The sequence below is a fragment of the Saccharothrix sp. CB00851 genome (assembly GCF_001905065.1).
GTDB lineage: Bacteria > Actinomycetota > Actinomycetes > Mycobacteriales > Pseudonocardiaceae > Actinosynnema.
On record NZ_LWLC01000045.1, the window covers coordinates 158,672 to 175,182 of the forward strand.

Here is a 16,511-nt window from a genome sequence, read left to right on the forward strand (position 1 = left end):
CATACGAGGAACCGCGACCCACCAACCCCGACCCGCCGCCAACCACCAGCCCACGACCACCCCGACCGACACCACCACCCACACCGGTGGCCGGCCATGACCCTCCAAGCCGAATGGGACGAGGCCGTCCAAGCGGCCCTGGTAGGCGCACACCGCGCGGGCACGACACCGTCGGCCCTGCTGGACCGCGTCGCCGCCCTGGGAGTCGCCGCACACGGCGCCCAACTCCCGCCACCGGTCGACACCCCGCCGCTCCCCACCGCCTCCGCGTCCGACGACGTGCGCGTCCACCCCGCCGCCAGGTCCGTGCTGGTCCAGATCCTGGCCCTGGACGACCAGGTGCTGCTGACGGAGTGGTGCGGCATGGCCAAGGCGGCCCGAGGCGTCGCCGACCACCGCGACCTGCCCGCGCTGCTGGGCCTGGGCACCGCCCACCCCGGCCTGCGCCCTGCCGTGTCCGCCGTCCTCGGTGCCCGCGGGCGGTGGCTGGCGGGCATCCGACCGGCCTGGGCGTGGGCCGCGACCGGCGTGGTCGCGGAGGAGGTCGACCTCGACGAGGCCCTTGACCTGCCCGGCACGTCGCGGCTCGCCGCGTTGCGCCGCGCGCGCAACCAGGATCCGGCGAAGACACGCGCGTTCCTGGCCGCGCAATTCGAGGTCCAACGCCGTGCCACGGACCGCCAAGTGCTGATCAGCGCCCTGGAAGCGAACCTCGGCCCGGACGACGAACCGCTCCTCGAACGCGCGTTGGACGACCGCGCCATCGGCGTGCACGACGAGGCGTTGCGGCTGCTGCGCACGCTGCCCACGTCCGCCCTGGCCGAACGCGCCGCCGAACGCCTGCACCGCGGCCTGTGGCTGACCGCGGACGGTTTCGACGTGCAGAACGACGAGCTGTGGGCGGACACCGCGCCCGAGCCGGACGAGGCCCGTGACCTGCTGAAAGACGGTTCCGAGGCGGGGGTCGCGGGCCGGTTGCGCGGCGCGGCGGCGAGCGTGCCGCCCCAGCACTGGACCAGCCGGCTGAACACCGACGACGAGGGCGCGGCCACCGAACTGGCCCGCGGACCGTGGGCGAGTGCGTTGCTGCGCGGCGTGGCGCACAACCTGAAGCTCGCGGACGACGCCCGGCCGTGGGCGGTCGCGGCGACCCGGTCGTTGACCGGCATGGAGCAGTTGGAGATGCTCGGCGGCCTGCCCGCCGACCTGGCCGCGCGCACCGTGGTCGAGGTGTCGCGGCAGTGGAACTACGACCTGCTCGACCACGCGTGTTCGCAGCTGCCGGCGCCGTGGAGCGCGCGGGCCACCGCGGACCTGCTCGACCGCTACGCCGGGATGCGCGACCCGAGGTGGCGCGCCGGCCGTCCGCCGGCGGTGCTGCTGGCCAGGGGCGATGCCGAGGTCCTCGGCGCGAACTGGGCCCGCATCACCGAGCGCTGGCCCGAGCACACCGTCGAACTCGACGTCCTGCGCCTGCGCATGCAGCTGCGCGAGGCGTTCAACCACCGGGAGGAAAGCCAGTGACCACCGAATCCGTGCTGCGGCCCGCCGCGGAACAGCAGTACGCCGCCGAGCTCGCGGCCTTGGCGGCGGCGGACGACCGGCCTCGCCCGCCGCGCTGGCGGATGTCGCCGCAGGCGGTGGTCACCTACGTGCTCGGCGGCAGGCTGCCGGACGGCACGGTGATCACGCCGAAGTACGTCGGCGACCGGCGGCTGGTCGAGGTCGCGGTCGGCACGCTGGTCACCGACCGGGCGTTGCTGCTGGTCGGCGTGCCGGGCACGGCGAAGTCGTGGCTGTCGGAGCACATCGCGGCGGCCGTGAGCGGCAACTCGATGCTGGTCGTGCAGGGCACCGCGGGCACGGGCGAGGACCAGGTCCGCTACGGCTGGAACTACGCCCGGCTGATCGCCGAGGGGCCGTCGGAGGCGGCGATCGTGGCGAGCCCGGTGATGACGGGGATGCGCGAGGGCGCGGTCGTGCGGGTGGAGGAGCTGACCCGGATGCCCGCCGAGGTGCAGGACTCGTTCATCACGATCCTGTCCGAGAAGACGTTGCCGGTGCCGGAGCTGGGGATCCAGGTGCAGGCCGTGCCCGGGTTCACCGTGATCGCCACCGCGAACGACCGGGACCGGGGCGTCAACCAGATGTCGTCGGCGCTCGCCCGCCGCTTCAACACCGTCGTGCTGCCGCCGCCCGCGACCGAGGACGACGAGGTGGAGATCGTGTCGGCGCGTGCCGCCCAGCTGGGCCGGGCGTTGCAGTTGCCCGCCGAGCCGCCGGCGTTGGAGGAGGTGCGCCGGGTGGTGCGGATCTTCCGCGAGCTGCGCAATGGCTCCACTGTGGACGGACGCACGCAGCTGAAGAAGCCGAGCGGCAGCCTCTCCACGGCTGAGGCGATCTCGGTGGTGACCAGCGGCATGGCGTTGGCCGGGCACTTCGGCAGCGGCACGATCACCGCGGACGAGTTGGCGTCCGGGCTGCTCGGCGCGGTGGTGAAGGACCGCGTGTCGGACACGGCGGCGTGGCAGGAGTACCTGGAGGCGGTGGTGAAGGAACGCGCCGAGTGGCGTGACCTGTACCGGGCTTGCCAGGACATGGTGGGCTGATGGCGCGCGAACAGCCGTTGCCTGATCGGGTGACGTTGCTCGGTATCCGGCATCACGGTCCGGGTTCGGCGCGCATGGTCGCGGCGGCGCTGGAGGCGGTGCGACCGGAGGTGGTGCTGATCGAGGGTCCCCCGGAGGGTGATGCCTTGTTGCCGCACGTGCCGAGCTTGACGCCGCCGGTGGCGTTGCTGCTGCACGACGAGGCGGAGCCGGCACGGGCCGCGTTCTGGCCGTTCGCGGAGTTCTCGCCGGAGTGGCGGGCGATGACGTGGGCGCGGGCCAACGGCGTTCCGGTGCGGTTCTTCGACCTGCCGGCCGCGGCTTCGCTGGACGATCCCGAACCGGTTCCCGCTGACGACGTGCCGAAGGCGGCGGTCGACCCGCTCGGCACGCTGGCCGAGGCGGCGGGTTTCGACGACCCGGAGCGCTGGTGGGAGGACGTGGTCGAGCACCACACCGACCCACGTGACCTGGCCGAGGCGGTGGCGGAGGCGATGGGTGCGTTGCGGGAGGAGTTCGCCGATCAGGTGGACGCCCGCACGTTGCGGCGGGAAGCCGCGATGCGGCAGAACGTGCGGCAGGCGTTGAAGGACGTCGAGGGTTCGATCGCGGTGGTGGCTGGGGCTTGGCATGTGCCCGCGCTGCGCACCCTGCCGCCCGCGTCGGTCGATGCCGCGGCTCTGAAGGGCTTGCCGCGGAAGAAGATTTCCGGCACTTGGGTGCCGTGGAGCCACGGCAGGCTGGCGGCGTCGTCCGGTTATGGCGCGGGGGTCGCTTCGCCCGGGTGGTATGCGCACCTGTGGGAGTGCGCCGAACGCGGTGACGCCGTGCCGCGCTGGTTCGCGAAGGCTTGCGGGGTGTTGCGGGCGGAGGACTTGCCCGCGTCGACGGCGAGTGCGGTGGAGGCGGTGCGGCTGGCGGACGCGTTGGCCGCGATGCGGGGGCGGCCGTCGCCGGGGTTGTCGGAGGTGATGGAGGCGACGCTGGCGGTGTTGTGCGGGGGTGACGCGACGCCGCTCCGCCTGGTGCACGAGCAGTTGGTGGTCGGTGAGCGGTTGGGCGAGGTGGGTGAGGATGTCCCGACTTCACCGCTGGCGGCGGATCTGGCGCGGTGGCAGCGGCGGTTGCGGATGCCGGCCGGTGCGTCCGTCAAGCCGGTGCGCTTGGACCTGCGCAAGGACACCGATCGTGAACGGTCGAAGTTGTTGCGGCGCTTGGTGGTTCTCGACGTGCCGTGGGGCACGCCGGACACGACCAGGACGTTGGGCACGTTCGCCGAGGCGTGGCAGTTGCACTGGCGGCCGGAGTTCGCGGTCGCGCTGGCCGTCGCCGCCCGGCACGGCACCACGGTCGAGGCGGCCGCGCGGACCGTGCTGATCGCCCGTGCGGCGGGGGCCACCCGCGTGGTCGACGCCGCCGAAACCCTGAGCCAGGCGGTGGGGTGCGAGATCCCGGAGGCCGTCGCCGCGTCCCGCCGGGCGCTGGACCGCTGCGCCGCCGCCGCGACCGACGCGCTGGAACTGCTGTCGGCCCTGCCGGACCTCGCGACCACTGTGCGTTACGGCTCGGTGCGTGGCACGGACCCTGAGCTGCTTCGCGTTGCGCTGCACGGGTTGTTGGCGCGCGGCGCGGTCGGCCTGCCGCTGGCGTGCCGCGGGGTGGACGAGGACACGGCGGAACGTGCGGTCCGGGCGGTCGAGGGCGCGGACGACGCGGTCCGCCTGGCGGCCGACGACGAGCACCGCGACACGTGGCGGCGTGCGCTGAAGTCGCTGGTCGCGATGCCCGACGCCCACGGCCTGCCAACCGGCCGCGCGACCCGGCTGCTGTGGGAAACGGGCGTCCTGGACTCCGACGAAGTGGCCACCCGCCTGCACCGCGCGGTGTCGCTGGCCGCCGGCGCGACGGCGTTCGTGGCGGGCTTCCTGCGCGGCTCAGCCGCCCTGCTCACCGCCGATCCGCGCCTGTTCGCCGTCGTGGACGAGTGGCTGTCCGGCTTGTCGGGCAACGATTTCGCCGCCGCTCTGCCACTCCTGCGGCGCGCGGTGGGCGATTTCAGCCCGGCGGAGCGCCGCATGCTCGGCGACCGGGTCAAGGGCACGACGGCCGGCGGTGCGGTGGCGTCGGGCGATTGGGACGAGGAACTCGCGGCTCGGCTCGTCGGCCACGTGCGCGACCTGCTTGGCGCGAGCGCGGGAGCGGGCGCGTGACACGCGGGCAGGGGCGGGCGCGTGACACGCGGGCAGGGGCGGGCGGGTGGCCGCGCGGGTGCGGGGCGGGGCTCGATCGCGGTGCGGGGTCCAAGCGCGGTGCGGGGTCCAGGCGCGGTGCGGGGTCCAGGCGCGGTGCGGGGTCCAGGCGCGGTGCGGGGTCCAGGCGCGGTGCGGGGTCCAGGCGCGGTGCGGGGTCCAGGCGCGGTGCGGGGTCCAGGCGCGGTGCGGGGTCCAGGCGCGGTGTGCCGGAAGCGGCGGTCGCAGTGCATGGGCGGCGATCTGGGCCGGGGCGGAGTGGCTTGCGCAGGGCCGGGCGTCACGCGGCTGGGCGGCGCGGGTCCGGGGGATCGGGTGGCAGCCGGTGGCGGGCTCCGGGGGCTTGGCGGGCGGTCGCGTCGAGTGGGCACGGCTGCAAGGCGTGGCCGTGTGCGAGGGCGAGAGGGCCGGCTGCGGGCGAGGGTCGGACGGGGCGGGCCGAGCCGGGGGCGGGCCGGGGTGGGGTCGTTGGGGTGGCGGGGTGGGGGGTGGATGTGGGTGGTGGTTGGCGGGGCTCCTCATGTTTTAACCGAGGGGCGGTAACAGTGTTTCCGTACATCTTGGGGTGATGATCACCCGATGGTGTGACAGAGGGCCTGGGGTGGGCCGGGAGGGCGGTGGTTCGCGTGACGCAGGATAGCGCGGTTGAGAGGCAGCGGCGGTGGCGGTTGTTGTTGGGTGGGGCGGCGGGGGATCTTGGTGGGCTTGGGGATGATGATCTGCGGCGGGATGCGGCGCTGACCGGGTTGTACGGCGGTGGGGAGCCGGTGGAGGCCGGCGGTAAACGCAGTGCGGGGTTGGGTGGGTCGTCGCCGGTGTTGCACCGGTGGTTGGGCGACGTGCGCACGTACTTCCCCAGTTCGGTCGTCCAAGTGATGCAGAAGGACGCGGTGGAGCGGTTGGGGTTGCGGCAGTTGTTGCTGGAACCCGAGTTGCTGTCCAGCGTGGAGCCGGATGTGAGCCTGGTCGGGACGTTGGTCTCGCTGTCCCACGCCATCCCCGAACGCACCCGCGAGACGGCACGCGCGGTGGTGCGCAAGGTGGTGGAGGACATCGAGCGCAAGCTCGCCGACCGCCTCCTGGCTGCCGTGCACGGTGCGATCGACCGGTCCCGCCGCACCAGTCGGCCACGGCTGTCCGATGTGGACTGGAATCGGACGATCCGGAAGAACCTGCGCCACTACCAGCCCGACCAGGGCACGGTGGTCGTGCAGGACCTGGTCGGCAACAGCCGGCGCAGTCGCCAGGCCTCGCTGCGGGACGTGGTCCTGCTGGTCGACCAGTCCGGTTCGATGGCGGAGTCCGTCGTGTACTCCGCCGTCCTCGGCGCCTCGCTGGCCTCGTTGAAGGCCGTGGACACGAAGCTGGTCGTGTTCGACACCGAGGTGGTCGACCTGACCGAGCAGCTGAAGGACCCGGTCGACCTGCTGTTCTCCACGCAGCTGGGCGGCGGAACGGACATCAACCGCGCCGTCGCCTACGGCCAGTCGTTGGTCCGCCGCCCCACCGACACGGTGATGGTGCTGATCAGCGACCTGTACGAGGGCGGTGTGGCGCGGGAGTTGCAGCGGCGGGTGCGGGAGTTGGTGCAGAGCGGGGTGACGGTGGTGGTGCTGCTGGCGTTGTCCGACAGCGGCACGCCCGCCTACGACCACGAGTTGGCGGCCAAGTTGTCGGAGCTCGGAGCGCCCGCGTTCGCCTGCACGCCGGACCGGTTTCCCGATCTGCTGGCCACGGCGTTGCGCCGGGAGGACGTCGCGGCGTGGGCGGAGCAGAGCGGCATCCCGGTCGGCCGGTGAGCGCCCCTCAGCGGATGACGATGCGGCCGAGGGTCATGAACGGCGCGCCGCGGGTGAGGACCGCCGCACGGCCGCGCGGGTCGGGTCCGGCCAGCCAGACGCGGCCGCCGCGGCGGATGTTCTCGCGGACCCGTTCGGGGACCTCGGCGAGGCGCAGGAACGTGCGGTCGGAGTCGGCTGTCTCCAGGTACGTCTGCCGTCCGACGCGGGTGCGCCCTGGCACGAAGTGCACTGACACGGGGTGCCGTGGGTAGGTGTCGAGCAGTCGGCGCAGCGCGCGCCGGGAGAAGAAGTGCCGCAGTCCGGGCACGGCGAGTTCGACGCACAGCGGGATGAGCAGGAACACCCATCGCGACCCGGTCCACTCCGACACGACCCACAGCGTGAGCAAGGCGAACAGGGCCAGCCCGATGAACCCGACGGCGCGGCGGTCCGCGCTGGTCAGGCACTTGTCGACCCAGGCTTCGCCCACCACTGCTCCCAGCAAACCAGAAGTTCTCCCCTGGGTAGCCGAATAGATGATCAGCAAACTCAGCGGCGGACGACCTTCGCCGGGAACAGCTTCGGCACGCCGCGGAACGTGACGACGGTGTTCCCGGCGCGGTCGGGTGCGACGACCCACGCCCGCCGGTGCCGGTTGATCCGGCCGCGGGCGACGGGTCCGGCGCTCACGTCGAGCACCAGCGGTCGGGTGCCGTGCACGACGAGCAGTCCGCCGCGCCAGTGGATGCGGACGTAGACCCACGCGTGGTCGCCGAGCACTTCGGTGAACGGTCGGCGTCGCCTGAGCCCGTACCCGAGGACGAGCACGGAGAACAGCAGCAGCACGAGCGGCAGTGCGGACGTCACGGTGAACACGAAGATCAGGGCGAGTTGCAGCACGAACGCGAGTGCGCCGACGACGACCCAGCCGAACGCGCGCCGGCCGGCGATCTCCAGGCAGTACCGGGTCCACCGGTCGTCGAGTGCCGCACCCCGGGTGGACGGCTTGTTCGGCACGACCACGAGCCACCTCCGCCAGGCGCGCCCAGATCGAGCCAAGGTTACGACGAACGCGGGGTGGACCGAATCGGCCAACCGGACCGTTCCGCGTCCGTGTCCCCGACCTCTAACCTGCGTCGACGGTTCCCGCGCACAAAAAGCCGGGTAAGCCGGTCGTGGGACTACCGCCACCGGCCTCCATCAAGTTAGGCTGCCCTAAGTTGGAGGTGAGCGGGTGAACGAGACGACACGTCGACCGCCGGCGCCGCTGCCGGCGGAGCGGGCCCGCACGATCGCCGCCCGGGGTGGGCGCGCGGCGCTGCTGCCGTCCGACGGCACGGAGAACCGGATCACCCCGGTGCTGCACCACGTCCACCCGGACGGTGAGGCGACGATCGTGCTGCCCGACGAGCACCCGCTGGTCGAGGCGGCCCGCCGGGCGGAGCTGACCGCGATGCTGGAAGTCGCCGACCAGGCGCCGGTGCAGCTGCGCGAGCCGGTGCGCGGCCTGTTGTGGATCACCGGTTGGTTGCGCGCGCTCACCGCCGAACAAGCCCGCGAGGCCGCTGTCCTGGTCGCCGAGGCTCGCCCGGACCCGCGGCTGCTCGACGTCGGGCACGGCGCGTCGGCGTTGCGGTTGTCGCCGGCGTCGCTGGTGGTGGCGGACGCGGAGGGCACCACGTCGTTGCGGCCGGAGCTGTTCGCGCAGGCGGAGCCGGACCCGTTCGCCGCGCACGAGGACCACTGGCTGCGTCACCTGGAGCTGTCGCACCGGGACGTGGTGGGCTTGCTCGCGCAGCACCTGCCTGCCGACCTGAGGGGCGGTCACGTCCGTCCGCTCGGCTTGGACCGGCTGGGGCTGCGGCTGCGGGTGGAGATGTCGGATTCCGATCACGACGTGCGGATCGCGTTCTCCCGCCCGGTGGGCACGGCGCAGGAGCTGGCGGTGGAGCTGCGTCGCCTGATGGGTTGCCCGTTCCTGGCGCAACGCCGGTGACGTGGGCGCGGTTAACGTAGGGGCGTGATCGAAGACCTCGACGCCCGGACGCGGCGCGGCTACCGGCTGGAACTGCTGCTCGTCTTCGCCGTGACGCTCGGGTTGTCCGGGGTGCGGAGCCTGGTGCGGCTGTTGGACAGCCTGCTGGACCCGGTTCCGCTCAACGAGCAGAAGGTCGCGATCAACGTCCCGCGGGCGCGGTTCGACCTGTTGGACCTGATCGCGCAGCTGCTCAGCGTGGTGCAGTTGGCCGCGTGGGGCGGTTTGGGGCTGTACCTGCTGTGGCAGGGCGGGATCAAGTTGAAGGCGTTGGGCCTGGACCGCACCCGGATCGGGCCGGACGCTCTGGGCAGCCTCGGGTTGGCCGCCGTGATCGGCATCCCGGGGCTGGTGTTCTACCTGGTCGCGTGGAACCTGGGGCTGAACCTGGCGGTGTTGCCGTCCACGTTGGACGAGTCGTGGTGGCGCGCCGTGGTGCTGGTGCTGGCCGCGATCGGCAACGCGTGGGCGGAGGAGGTGCTGGTGGTCGGGTACTTCATCACCCGGCTGCGGCAGCTCGGGTGGCGGGAGAACACGGCGTTGCTGGCCAGCGCGGTGCTGCGCGGCTCGTACCACCTGTACCAGGGTTTCGGCGGGTTCATCGGGAACGTGGTGATGGGCCTGGTGTTCGGCAAGGTCTGGCAGCGGACGAACCGGTTGTGGGTGCTGGTGGTGGCGCACGCGCTGCTCGACGTGGTCGCGTTCGTCGGTTACACGCTGTTGCGCGGTCACGTGTCCTGGTTGCCCTGAACGCGGGACACGCGGGGTCAGTGGACCAGGAGGAAGCGGGAGGTGGTGTGGGCGGCGGCGGTGACGACGGTGCGGGCGACGCCCGCCGAGTCGAGCAGGTCGGGGTCCAGGTCGGCGACGGTCACGGCGGCGTTCTCGGCGATGCGGCGGGCCGGTTCTGCCAGGGCGGCGGCGAAGGCCTGCCAGCCGGCGATCTCCTCCGCGGTACCGGTGGCGTCCGACGCCAGCCGAGCGCCCAGGTCGGCCAAGCCCACACCACCGCCGCGTAGTACGCCCTCGTGTGCGGCACTGCGCACGGCACGCACAGCGCGCTCCACCTTCGGCAGATCGGCGGCGGGGACACGGATCAAGCCCGCTTTCGTGTCACCGCTGATCGACCCCGCCGTGGTGTCACCCTGCGGGAGGCCGCCGTACACCAGGGTTTCCCGGGACGTGGCCACGACCTTCGTCGCCCGACCGAACGAGTGCGGGTTCGCCGTCTGCAGCAGGTCCGCGTCGAGGATCGTGCCGCCCACCGTCGCGTGCAGCCGGTTCAGCTCGTCGGAGTCGGTCACGGCCGCGAGCACCTTGTGCACGCCGGGCAGCAGCAACTCGGTGAGCGCATCGTGCGGAAGCTCCTCGCACACCACGAACACGTAGCCGGCCACGCCGAAGTGCCTGTGGAGCACCGCGCGGATCCCGGTGGGCAGGCGTCCGGTCACCAGCAGCACCCGCGCGTCGACCAGCACCGCCTCGTCCCGCTCCGCGTCGGTCACGAACAGGCTCGACGCGTAGCCACTTGCCAGGCGCAGGCCCGACCGGACCTCGTACTCCAGCCTGATGCCCCGGCCCTCCTCCACCAGGATCGGGGCACCCGACCCGGCCTTCCCGACCACCTCCGCGACGAGGCCTCCGATCTCGGCGCCGCCCGCCGCGGCGGTCGCCACCACCCGCACGTCCGCCGGCTTCACCGGCACCGAGGCGTCGGTGATCAGCTCGTCCGCGCGGGCGGCGGCGGCCGTGACGCCGCGCATCAGCCGCACCGGGTTGTGGCCGTCGCGCATCGCCTCGACCAGCCCGCCGATCGCGCCGCGCGCCACGGCCACCGCCGACGCCGCGCCGTCACCGGCGTCCCGCCGCACCTGGAGCACCAGGTCGCGCACGTACCCCGCGCCGAGCCAGTTCCGGGGGTCGTCCGGCTGGAACGCGGCCACGATCGCCGACGCGTCGGCCAGCTCCACCGGCCGCCGGTCCACGAACACCACGGCCCGCCGCCCCATCGGCCCCAACGTCCGGCACACCGGTTCGGCGGCGGCCCGGAAACCGCGCGCCACCAGCAGCTGACCGGACGTGTACGACGCCGTGCCCCGGGGCCGGCGACCGGGCGGGCCACCGGCGCGCGCGATCCGCAGCGGCTGCGACGAGCCGTGCGCGAAGAACTGCGGCGTCTGGTCGGGGCGCCGGCCGCGCACCTCGGCCTGCGCGTACTTGAACAGCTCGTCGACGTCGATCCACCCGTCGCCGTCGAGGTCCGCCGCACCGCCCGCGAGGCCTTCGATCAGCACGTCGGTGAACAGCGACGCGACCGGCGCGTCCAGGGACAGCGAGTCCTGCTCGAACGCGTACTCGTAGGCGTTGGACGCGGTCATCACCACGTACCCGGTGCCGACGTCATCCAGCACGCTCGTCCCGGCCGCCTTGAACCCCTCCACGAACGCGCCGCTGAAGCAGCAGTCCAGCAGCAGGATCCGGCCGGACGCCCGGCAGTCCTCCAGCTGCTCGTTGAGGAACGACCGGGGTATGGCGGTGCCCGCGGGCCGGTCCTGCACGGTGTTCGAAGCGGCGAAGTACAGCCGTCGTGCCGCCGTGGTCAGGCCGTGGCACGAGAAGTACAGCAGCACCAGGTCGTCTGCTTCGCGCGGCGCGAGCAGGTCCTCGACCGCGCGGCGGATCTCGTGGTCGGCCCGGTCCCGCAGCACCTCGACCGTGGTGAACCCGCCGACGTCGGAGTCCTCCAGCACGGCGGCGAGCCGTTCCACGTCCTGCTCGGGCGCGCGCAGCCTGCTCAGCCGCACGTCCTCGTACTCGCCGGTGGCGACGAGGAGGGCGTGCCGGCCCACCTCACCCCTCGCTCTCGTGCTCGCGCAGCCACGCCTCCAGGAGCGCTTTCTGCGAGCGGGCGTCCACGCCCTCGACGGTGATCTCGTCGTCGCCGTTCTTGATCGTCACCTTGCGGGCGCCGCCGCGCTGCACGAACGACGCGACCACGGACGCGACGGCGCCGGCCACCGCGGCGGGCAGCGCGCCGTTGAGGACGAGTTCGGCGATGGTCGCGCCCGCGCCGCTCTTCGAGCCCTCCGGTGACGCGGCCGGCGCGGGCCGTGCGTCGACCCGCGCGCCCCTGACCAGCTCTTGGAGCAACTGGCCGGTCGCCGAAGCGGTGTTGTCGGGCGCGTCGATGAACAAGTGGAAGTCCGCCACTGATCCTCCCCGGTAGAACACGATCATCCCGCAACCACCTTGACGGACCGGCAGGCCACTCCACAACGCAACACTTCACACGTCTAAATGCACGCCAAAGCAACGAATCACCGTTCCAAGGCCATCATACGATCGAGTTTCGCTGGAACGGGCCGCGCAGAGCTGCTGATCCGACCGACCTCGGGTTACCCTCGGTGCCGTGACTGCGCACATCGCCCAGACCGCGTCCACCGACGGCGAACCGGCACCGGCGCCCCGCGTCGACAGCGAAGTCGGCCCCCTGCGCACGGTGCTGCTGCACCGTCCCGGCGCCGAGCTCAAGCGGCTCACCCCGCGCAACAACGACCAGTTGCTGTTCGACGGGGTGCCGTGGGTCGACCGGGCCCAGGAGGAGCACGACGCGTTCGCCGAACTGCTGCGCGGGCGCGGTGTCGAGGTACTGCTGCTCGCGGACCTGCTGGTCGACGCGCTGCACGACGACCGGGCCCGGATCGCGGGCATCCACAGCGCGGTCAACGAGCGGCGGCTGGGCATCGACCTGGCCGACGCGCTGCGCTCGCACCTGGCCTCGATCAGCCCCGACCAGCTGGCCACCGCGCTGATGACCGGTATGACGTTCGAGGAGCTGCCCGCCGCCGAGGGCGCGTCGCTGGTGCGCAAGATGCACCACCCGATCGACTTCGCGGTAGACCCGCTGCCGAACCTGCTGTTCACCCGCGACTCGTCGGTGTGGGTGGGCGACCGGGTCGCGATCACGTCGCTGGCGCTGCCCGCGCGCGACCGGGAGACCGCGCTGACCGACCTGATCTACGCCTACCACCCGCGGTTCCGCAAGACCGGCCGCGCCTACGGGGCGCACTCCGCGCCGGTCGAAGGCGGCGACGTGCTGCTGCTGGCACCGGGCGTGCTGGCGATCGGCGTCGGCGAGCGGACCACGCCGGCGGGCGCCGAGTCGTTCGCCCGGTCCGCGCTGGCCGACGGCCTGGCGCACACCGTGCTGGCGGTGCCGATCACGCAGGAGCGGGCGACCATGCACCTGGACACGGTGTGCACGATGGTCGACCGGGACGCCGTGGTGATGTACCCGGCGGTGCGGGACAACCTGTTCGCCTACCCCGTGCGGTCCGACGGCGCGGGCGGTGTCGTGGTCGACGACCGGCGGCCGTTCCTGGAGGCGGCGGCCGACGCGATGGGCATCGACCGGCTGCGCGTGATCGACACCGGCCTGGACCCGGTCACCGCGGAACGCGAGCAGTGGGACGACGGCAACAACACGCTCGCCGTCGGACCGGGCCTGGTGGTGGCCTACGAGCGGAACGTGGAGACGAACGCGCGACTGGAGGAGGCGGGCGTCGAGGTGATCCGGATCAGCGGCTCCGAACTGGGCTCCGGCCGCGGCGGGCCGCGCTGCATGTCGTGCCCGATCGACCGCGCGCCACTGGTCTGAATGCGCAACGGAAAGGGTTGCCTAAGCTTTATTCGGTAACCCTTTCCTCATCTTGGCAAGCCTTACCTGCGGTGTATTAAACCGCACTTTCGGTTATTCTGCGAGTATGGCTGTCAACTTGAAGAAGATTTCCGCCGCGCGTTCCTCGAAGTTCCACGGCCTGCTTCAGGAGCAGGTGCGCAACGAGTTCACGGCCTCGCAGCAGTACGTGGCCATCGCGGTCTGGTTCGACGGCAACGACCTGCCACGCCTCGCGTCGCACTTCTACAAGCAGGCGTTGGAAGAGCGCAACCACGCCATGATGATCGTGCAGTACCTGATGGACAACGGGCTGCCGGTGGCCATTCCCGGGGTGGATGACGTGCGCAACGACTTCACCGCGCCGCGGGAGCCGGTCGCGCTCGCGCTGGAGCAGGAGAAGAAGGTCACCGAGCAGATCGTGACGCTCGCGAAGACCGCCCGTGACGAGGGCGACTACATCGGCGAGCAGTTCCTCCAGTGGTTTTTGAAGGAACAGGTGGAGGAGGTCGCGTCGATGAGCACGCTGCTCACCGTGATCGACCGCGCCGACGGCAACCTGTTCCACGTGGAGAACTTCCTGACCCGCGAGACCGTGGGCGAGGAAGCCGACGGCGGCGCTCCCCGGGCCGCCGGCGGCAGCCTGTAAACCCGAACCGCGGACAGCGAACGACGCCCGTCACCTCCCCCGGTGGCGGGCGTCGCGGCCGTTTCAGGTCAGGCAACCCCGGTCGGCCCGCACCAGGCCGATGCCGGTGAGCGTGTCGCCCGCGTTCTCGAAGAAGAACTTGTAGCCGGTCTCGCCGTCCAGCGGCCGGATGAAGCCGTGCGGGTACTGCTCGACGCCCGGGTAGATCTCGTGCATGCGGGCCCGCGAGTCGCCGATGCGCAGGCCCTCCGGCGTGCCGGCGCCCGCGTCGACCCGGATCTCCACCGCCACGCCGTCCTGGATCCCGACCCAACCCTTCGCGGCCTTCAGCTCGCGGATCGCGCAGGAGAACTCCGGGGTGGTGATGTCGGCGCCGATCTCGCCGGTCGCCTCCAGCTCGGCCGCCGTCATGCCCAGCCGCACCGCGCCGATGCCGCGTTCGTCGAGCACGGCCGTGCCGCCCGCCGCGGACGTCGCGCTGACGTCCGGGGTGGGCGGCACGGCCTGCGGTGCCGAAGACTCGCAGGCGGCGAGCAGCAGGAGGACCGCCAGCACGACCGGCTTCATCGGCCCATCCTCTCCCACTGCCCTGCCCGCGGCCGAGGTCAGTTGAAGCAGGCCTGACCCCGACGGGCGAGCGTGGTGCCGCCCTGGAAGAAGTAGAACACGTTGTCGTTCACCCACACGGAGTAGCCGTTCGGCCCGTTCTCACCGCTCGGGTAGGTCTGCGTCAGCCGCGGGTCGGCCGGGCTGATCTCGACCGGCAGCCCTTCGGCGGTCCGCGCACCGGACTTCACGTTGATCGCCATGAGGCCCTGGCCGTCCTGGATCCACGCCGCGCCGTTGCCGGACTTGAAGTGGTACACGTCGCACTGCGCGCTGATCCGCAGCGTCGGCTCCCCCACCAGGCCGGTCGCCACGAGCTGCTCGCGGGTCATGCCGAGCTTGATCGCGCCGAACGCGGAGTGGCTGAGCACCGGCGTCGTGTCCACCACCACGGTCTCCTGCACGGTGCTCGTCACCGTCGACCGCACCGTGACGGTGCTCGGCGCGACAGCCGACGTGCTCGACGGCGGCGTGGTCGAAGTCGTCGTGGTCGTCGCGGCCGACGCCGTGCCGATCGACGCGTCCGGCTCGGCCGTGCACCCCACCAGCGCCAGACCCGCCACCACCAGCACCACACCCATGACCTTCATCGCTGTTCCCCCTGAGCCCAGCAGTCGGCGGTGAGCCGCTGCATCCTGATCTCGACGACCTTCTCGGCCTCGAGCACGAAGACGTACTTCCAGCCGACGTCACCCGTCATGGGCACGTCGTAGAACCCCGGACTGTGCTGCTCCCCCGCCGGGTACTTCTCCTGCAGCTGCGCCACCGTCGCCCCGACGCCGATCCCCGTCGACGTCTTGCCGTCCGACGGCAACTTGATCCGCACGACCCCCTGGCCACGGGCCACGAGCACGGCGTTCACCGTGCCGGGGTCACTCGTCCAGTTGAACGCGACGCATTCGCCCCCCGGCGCCGCGGTCACCAGGCCGGTGGCCGCCACCTCCTGCTCGGTCATGCCGAACTTCACCGAGCCGTACCCGATGTTCGGCCGCTGCGGTCCCTGCGTCACGGTCACGGTGACCGTCTCCACCACGGTGCTCGGCGCCGCCGTCACCGTCACCGGACCCGCCGGCGCCGTGGTCGTGGTGGTGGTCGGCAGCACGGCCGGGTCCACGGTCGGCAGGCTCAACGAGCCACCCAGCGCGGTCACCCCCCACCCGCTCGCCACCAGGGCGATCGCCGTGACCGCGCCCACCACCGCGGTCCGCCGGCGCCGCACCCGACGCGCCCCCGCCACGACCACCTCGGTCGCGTCCGGCCTGGCCACCACGTTCAACCGGTCGTCCTGCAGCAACCGGCCCAGCTCCTCCTCGATGTTCACCCCGACTCCCCCAGTCGTGCGCGCAAGGTCGCCATCGCCTTGCTGTTCTGACTCTTGACCGTGCCCGCGGACACGCCGAGGGTGTGCGCGATCTCGGCCTCGGACAGGCCCTCGTAGAAGCGCAGCACCACCACGGCGCGCTGACGCGGCGGCAGCGCTCGCAACGCCTGCCACAGCGGCTCGTGCTCCAGCCGGTCGTGCGCCGCCGCGGCGACCGCGTCCGGGAACTCCGCCACCAGGTCCTCACGCCGCCGACGGCGCCACCGGCTGGTGTTGGCGTTCGCCATCGACCGCCGCACGTACGCCAGGGGCTCGCCCTTGCGCAGCACCGCCGCCCACCGCGCGCCGACCTTCTCCAGCACCGACTGCACCAGGTCGCCCGCGTCGTGCGGGTTGCCGGTCAACGCGTGCCCGTAGCGCAACAGCCCCGGCAACGACATCCGCACGAAATCGGCGAAGTCCGCCGTCGTCCCCCCACCACGATCGGTGGCTCTCTCCCCCGGCAAGACCGCGGTCACCTCGTAACCCCCTCCGGCGATGGCCCCTCAGCCACCGTCGGAGAGGACACGCTCGAAGGGGGTGGTCG

The 16,511-nt window shown here is 72.3% G+C and carries 16 protein-coding genes; 8 read left to right on the forward strand and 8 right to left on the reverse strand.

Annotation, left to right across the window (positions count from 1 at the left end; genetic code table 11):
- Positions 1-96 precede the first annotated feature (96 nt).
- The 4 genes from A6A25_RS34990 to A6A25_RS35005 all read left to right on the forward strand — a co-directional run bounded on the left by A6A25_RS34990 (position 97) and on the right by A6A25_RS35005 (position 6,657).
- Complete coding sequence (locus tag A6A25_RS34990; protein WP_073897562.1) at positions 97-1,524, forward strand: DUF5691 domain-containing protein; 1,428 nt, start codon at positions 97-99, stop codon at positions 1,522-1,524.
- Complete coding sequence (locus A6A25_RS34995; protein WP_073897564.1) at positions 1,521-2,609, forward strand: ATP-binding protein; 1,089 nt, start codon at positions 1,521-1,523, stop codon at positions 2,607-2,609. Before A6A25_RS34990 ends, A6A25_RS34995 begins: the two co-directional genes overlap by 4 nt.
- A complete protein-coding gene (locus A6A25_RS35000; RefSeq protein ID WP_073897566.1) occupies positions 2,609-4,819 on the forward strand; it encodes a DUF5682 family protein in 2,211 nt (736 codons plus the stop codon). The genes A6A25_RS34995 and A6A25_RS35000 overlap by 1 nt, the downstream gene beginning before the upstream one ends.
- A gap of 878 nt (positions 4,820-5,697) precedes the next feature.
- The gene (locus tag A6A25_RS35005) at positions 5,698-6,657 is read left to right on the forward strand and encodes a VWA domain-containing protein (protein ID WP_338013246.1); all 960 of its coding nucleotides are present in this window, start codon (positions 5,698-5,700) and stop codon (positions 6,655-6,657) included.
- Between the two features lie 7 nt (positions 6,658-6,664).
- Here the strand turns inward: A6A25_RS35005 and A6A25_RS35010 are convergent, their stop codons facing one another.
- Together A6A25_RS35010 and A6A25_RS35015 are read right to left on the reverse strand one after the other, a co-directional pair.
- On the reverse strand, positions 6,665-7,129 hold the full coding sequence (locus A6A25_RS35010) for a hypothetical protein (RefSeq protein WP_143193602.1): 465 nt from the start codon (positions 7,127-7,129) through the stop codon (positions 6,665-6,667).
- Positions 7,130-7,188: 59 nt separating this feature from the next.
- Positions 7,189-7,662 carry a hypothetical protein gene (locus A6A25_RS35015; RefSeq protein ID WP_241829079.1) on the reverse strand — a complete coding sequence of 158 codons (474 nt, stop codon included), beginning with the start codon at positions 7,660-7,662 and terminating at the stop codon, positions 7,189-7,191.
- A 211-nt stretch (positions 7,663-7,873) separates the two neighbouring features.
- Between A6A25_RS35015 and A6A25_RS35020 the strand changes: the two genes are divergently transcribed.
- Both A6A25_RS35020 and A6A25_RS35025 read left to right on the forward strand, forming a co-directional pair.
- Positions 7,874-8,635: a DUF2470 domain-containing protein gene (locus tag A6A25_RS35020; RefSeq protein ID WP_073897572.1), complete on the forward strand. Its 762-nt coding sequence runs from the start codon at positions 7,874-7,876 to the stop codon at positions 8,633-8,635.
- A gap of 24 nt (positions 8,636-8,659) precedes the next feature.
- Positions 8,660-9,424, forward strand: coding sequence for a CPBP family intramembrane glutamic endopeptidase (locus A6A25_RS35025; RefSeq protein ID WP_073897574.1), 765 nt, complete (start codon positions 8,660-8,662; stop codon positions 9,422-9,424).
- Between the two features lie 17 nt (positions 9,425-9,441).
- On the opposite strand, the gene A6A25_RS35030 is transcribed toward A6A25_RS35025, so the two are convergent.
- Together A6A25_RS35030 and A6A25_RS35035 are read right to left on the reverse strand one after the other, a co-directional pair.
- On the reverse strand, positions 9,442-11,523 hold the full coding sequence (locus A6A25_RS35030; protein WP_073897576.1) for a caspase, EACC1-associated type: 2,082 nt from the start codon (positions 11,521-11,523) through the stop codon (positions 9,442-9,444).
- Position 11,524: 1 nt separating this feature from the next.
- Positions 11,525-11,911: a hypothetical protein gene (locus tag A6A25_RS35035; protein WP_143193603.1), complete on the reverse strand. Its 387-nt coding sequence runs from the start codon at positions 11,909-11,911 to the stop codon at positions 11,525-11,527.
- 172 nt (positions 11,912-12,083) lie between these two features.
- Here A6A25_RS35035 and A6A25_RS35040 point away from each other — a divergent pair, with 172 nt between their 5' ends.
- Positions 12,084-13,331: an arginine deiminase gene (locus A6A25_RS35040; RefSeq protein ID WP_073897580.1), complete on the forward strand. Its 1,248-nt coding sequence runs from the start codon at positions 12,084-12,086 to the stop codon at positions 13,329-13,331.
- A 106-nt stretch (positions 13,332-13,437) separates the two neighbouring features.
- Positions 13,438-13,998, forward strand: coding sequence for a ferritin (locus A6A25_RS35045; RefSeq protein ID WP_073897582.1), 561 nt, complete (start codon positions 13,438-13,440; stop codon positions 13,996-13,998).
- Between the two features lie 63 nt (positions 13,999-14,061).
- Here the strand turns inward: A6A25_RS35045 and A6A25_RS35050 are convergent, their stop codons facing one another.
- Genes A6A25_RS35050 through A6A25_RS35065 form a run of 4 tightly spaced genes read right to left on the reverse strand, consistent with a single transcriptional unit; the run spans position 14,062 to position 16,443 of the window.
- Positions 14,062-14,565: a hypothetical protein gene (locus A6A25_RS35050; RefSeq protein ID WP_073897584.1), complete on the reverse strand. Its 504-nt coding sequence runs from the start codon at positions 14,563-14,565 to the stop codon at positions 14,062-14,064.
- A 38-nt stretch (positions 14,566-14,603) separates the two neighbouring features.
- Positions 14,604-15,194, reverse strand: coding sequence for a hypothetical protein (locus A6A25_RS35055; protein WP_073897586.1), 591 nt, complete (start codon positions 15,192-15,194; stop codon positions 14,604-14,606).
- On the reverse strand, positions 15,191-15,925 hold the full coding sequence (locus A6A25_RS35060; protein ID WP_073897588.1) for a hypothetical protein: 735 nt from the start codon (positions 15,923-15,925) through the stop codon (positions 15,191-15,193). The genes A6A25_RS35055 and A6A25_RS35060 overlap by 4 nt, the downstream gene beginning before the upstream one ends.
- Positions 15,922-16,443: a SigE family RNA polymerase sigma factor gene (locus A6A25_RS35065; RefSeq protein ID WP_073897590.1), complete on the reverse strand. Its 522-nt coding sequence runs from the start codon at positions 16,441-16,443 to the stop codon at positions 15,922-15,924. Before A6A25_RS35065 ends, A6A25_RS35060 begins: the two co-directional genes overlap by 4 nt.
- Positions 16,444-16,511: the final 68 nt, after the last annotated feature.

Coding starts and splice junctions, on each gene's coding strand:
- A6A25_RS35035 (WP_143193603.1), bottom strand. CDS start 11,911: ATGATCGTGTTCTACCGGGGAGGATCAGTGGCGGACTTCCACTTGTTC.
- A6A25_RS35050 (WP_073897584.1), bottom strand. CDS start 14,565: ATGAAGCCGGTCGTGCTGGCGGTCCTCCTGCTGCTCGCCGCCTGCGAG.
- A6A25_RS34990 (WP_073897562.1), top strand. CDS start 97: ATGACCCTCCAAGCCGAATGGGACGAGGCCGTCCAAGCGGCCCTGGTA.
- A6A25_RS35045 (WP_073897582.1), top strand. CDS start 13,438: ATGGCTGTCAACTTGAAGAAGATTTCCGCCGCGCGTTCCTCGAAGTTC.
- A6A25_RS35000 (WP_073897566.1), top strand. CDS start 2,609: ATGGCGCGCGAACAGCCGTTGCCTGATCGGGTGACGTTGCTCGGTATC.
- A6A25_RS35055 (WP_073897586.1), bottom strand. CDS start 15,194: ATGAAGGTCATGGGTGTGGTGCTGGTGGTGGCGGGTCTGGCGCTGGTG.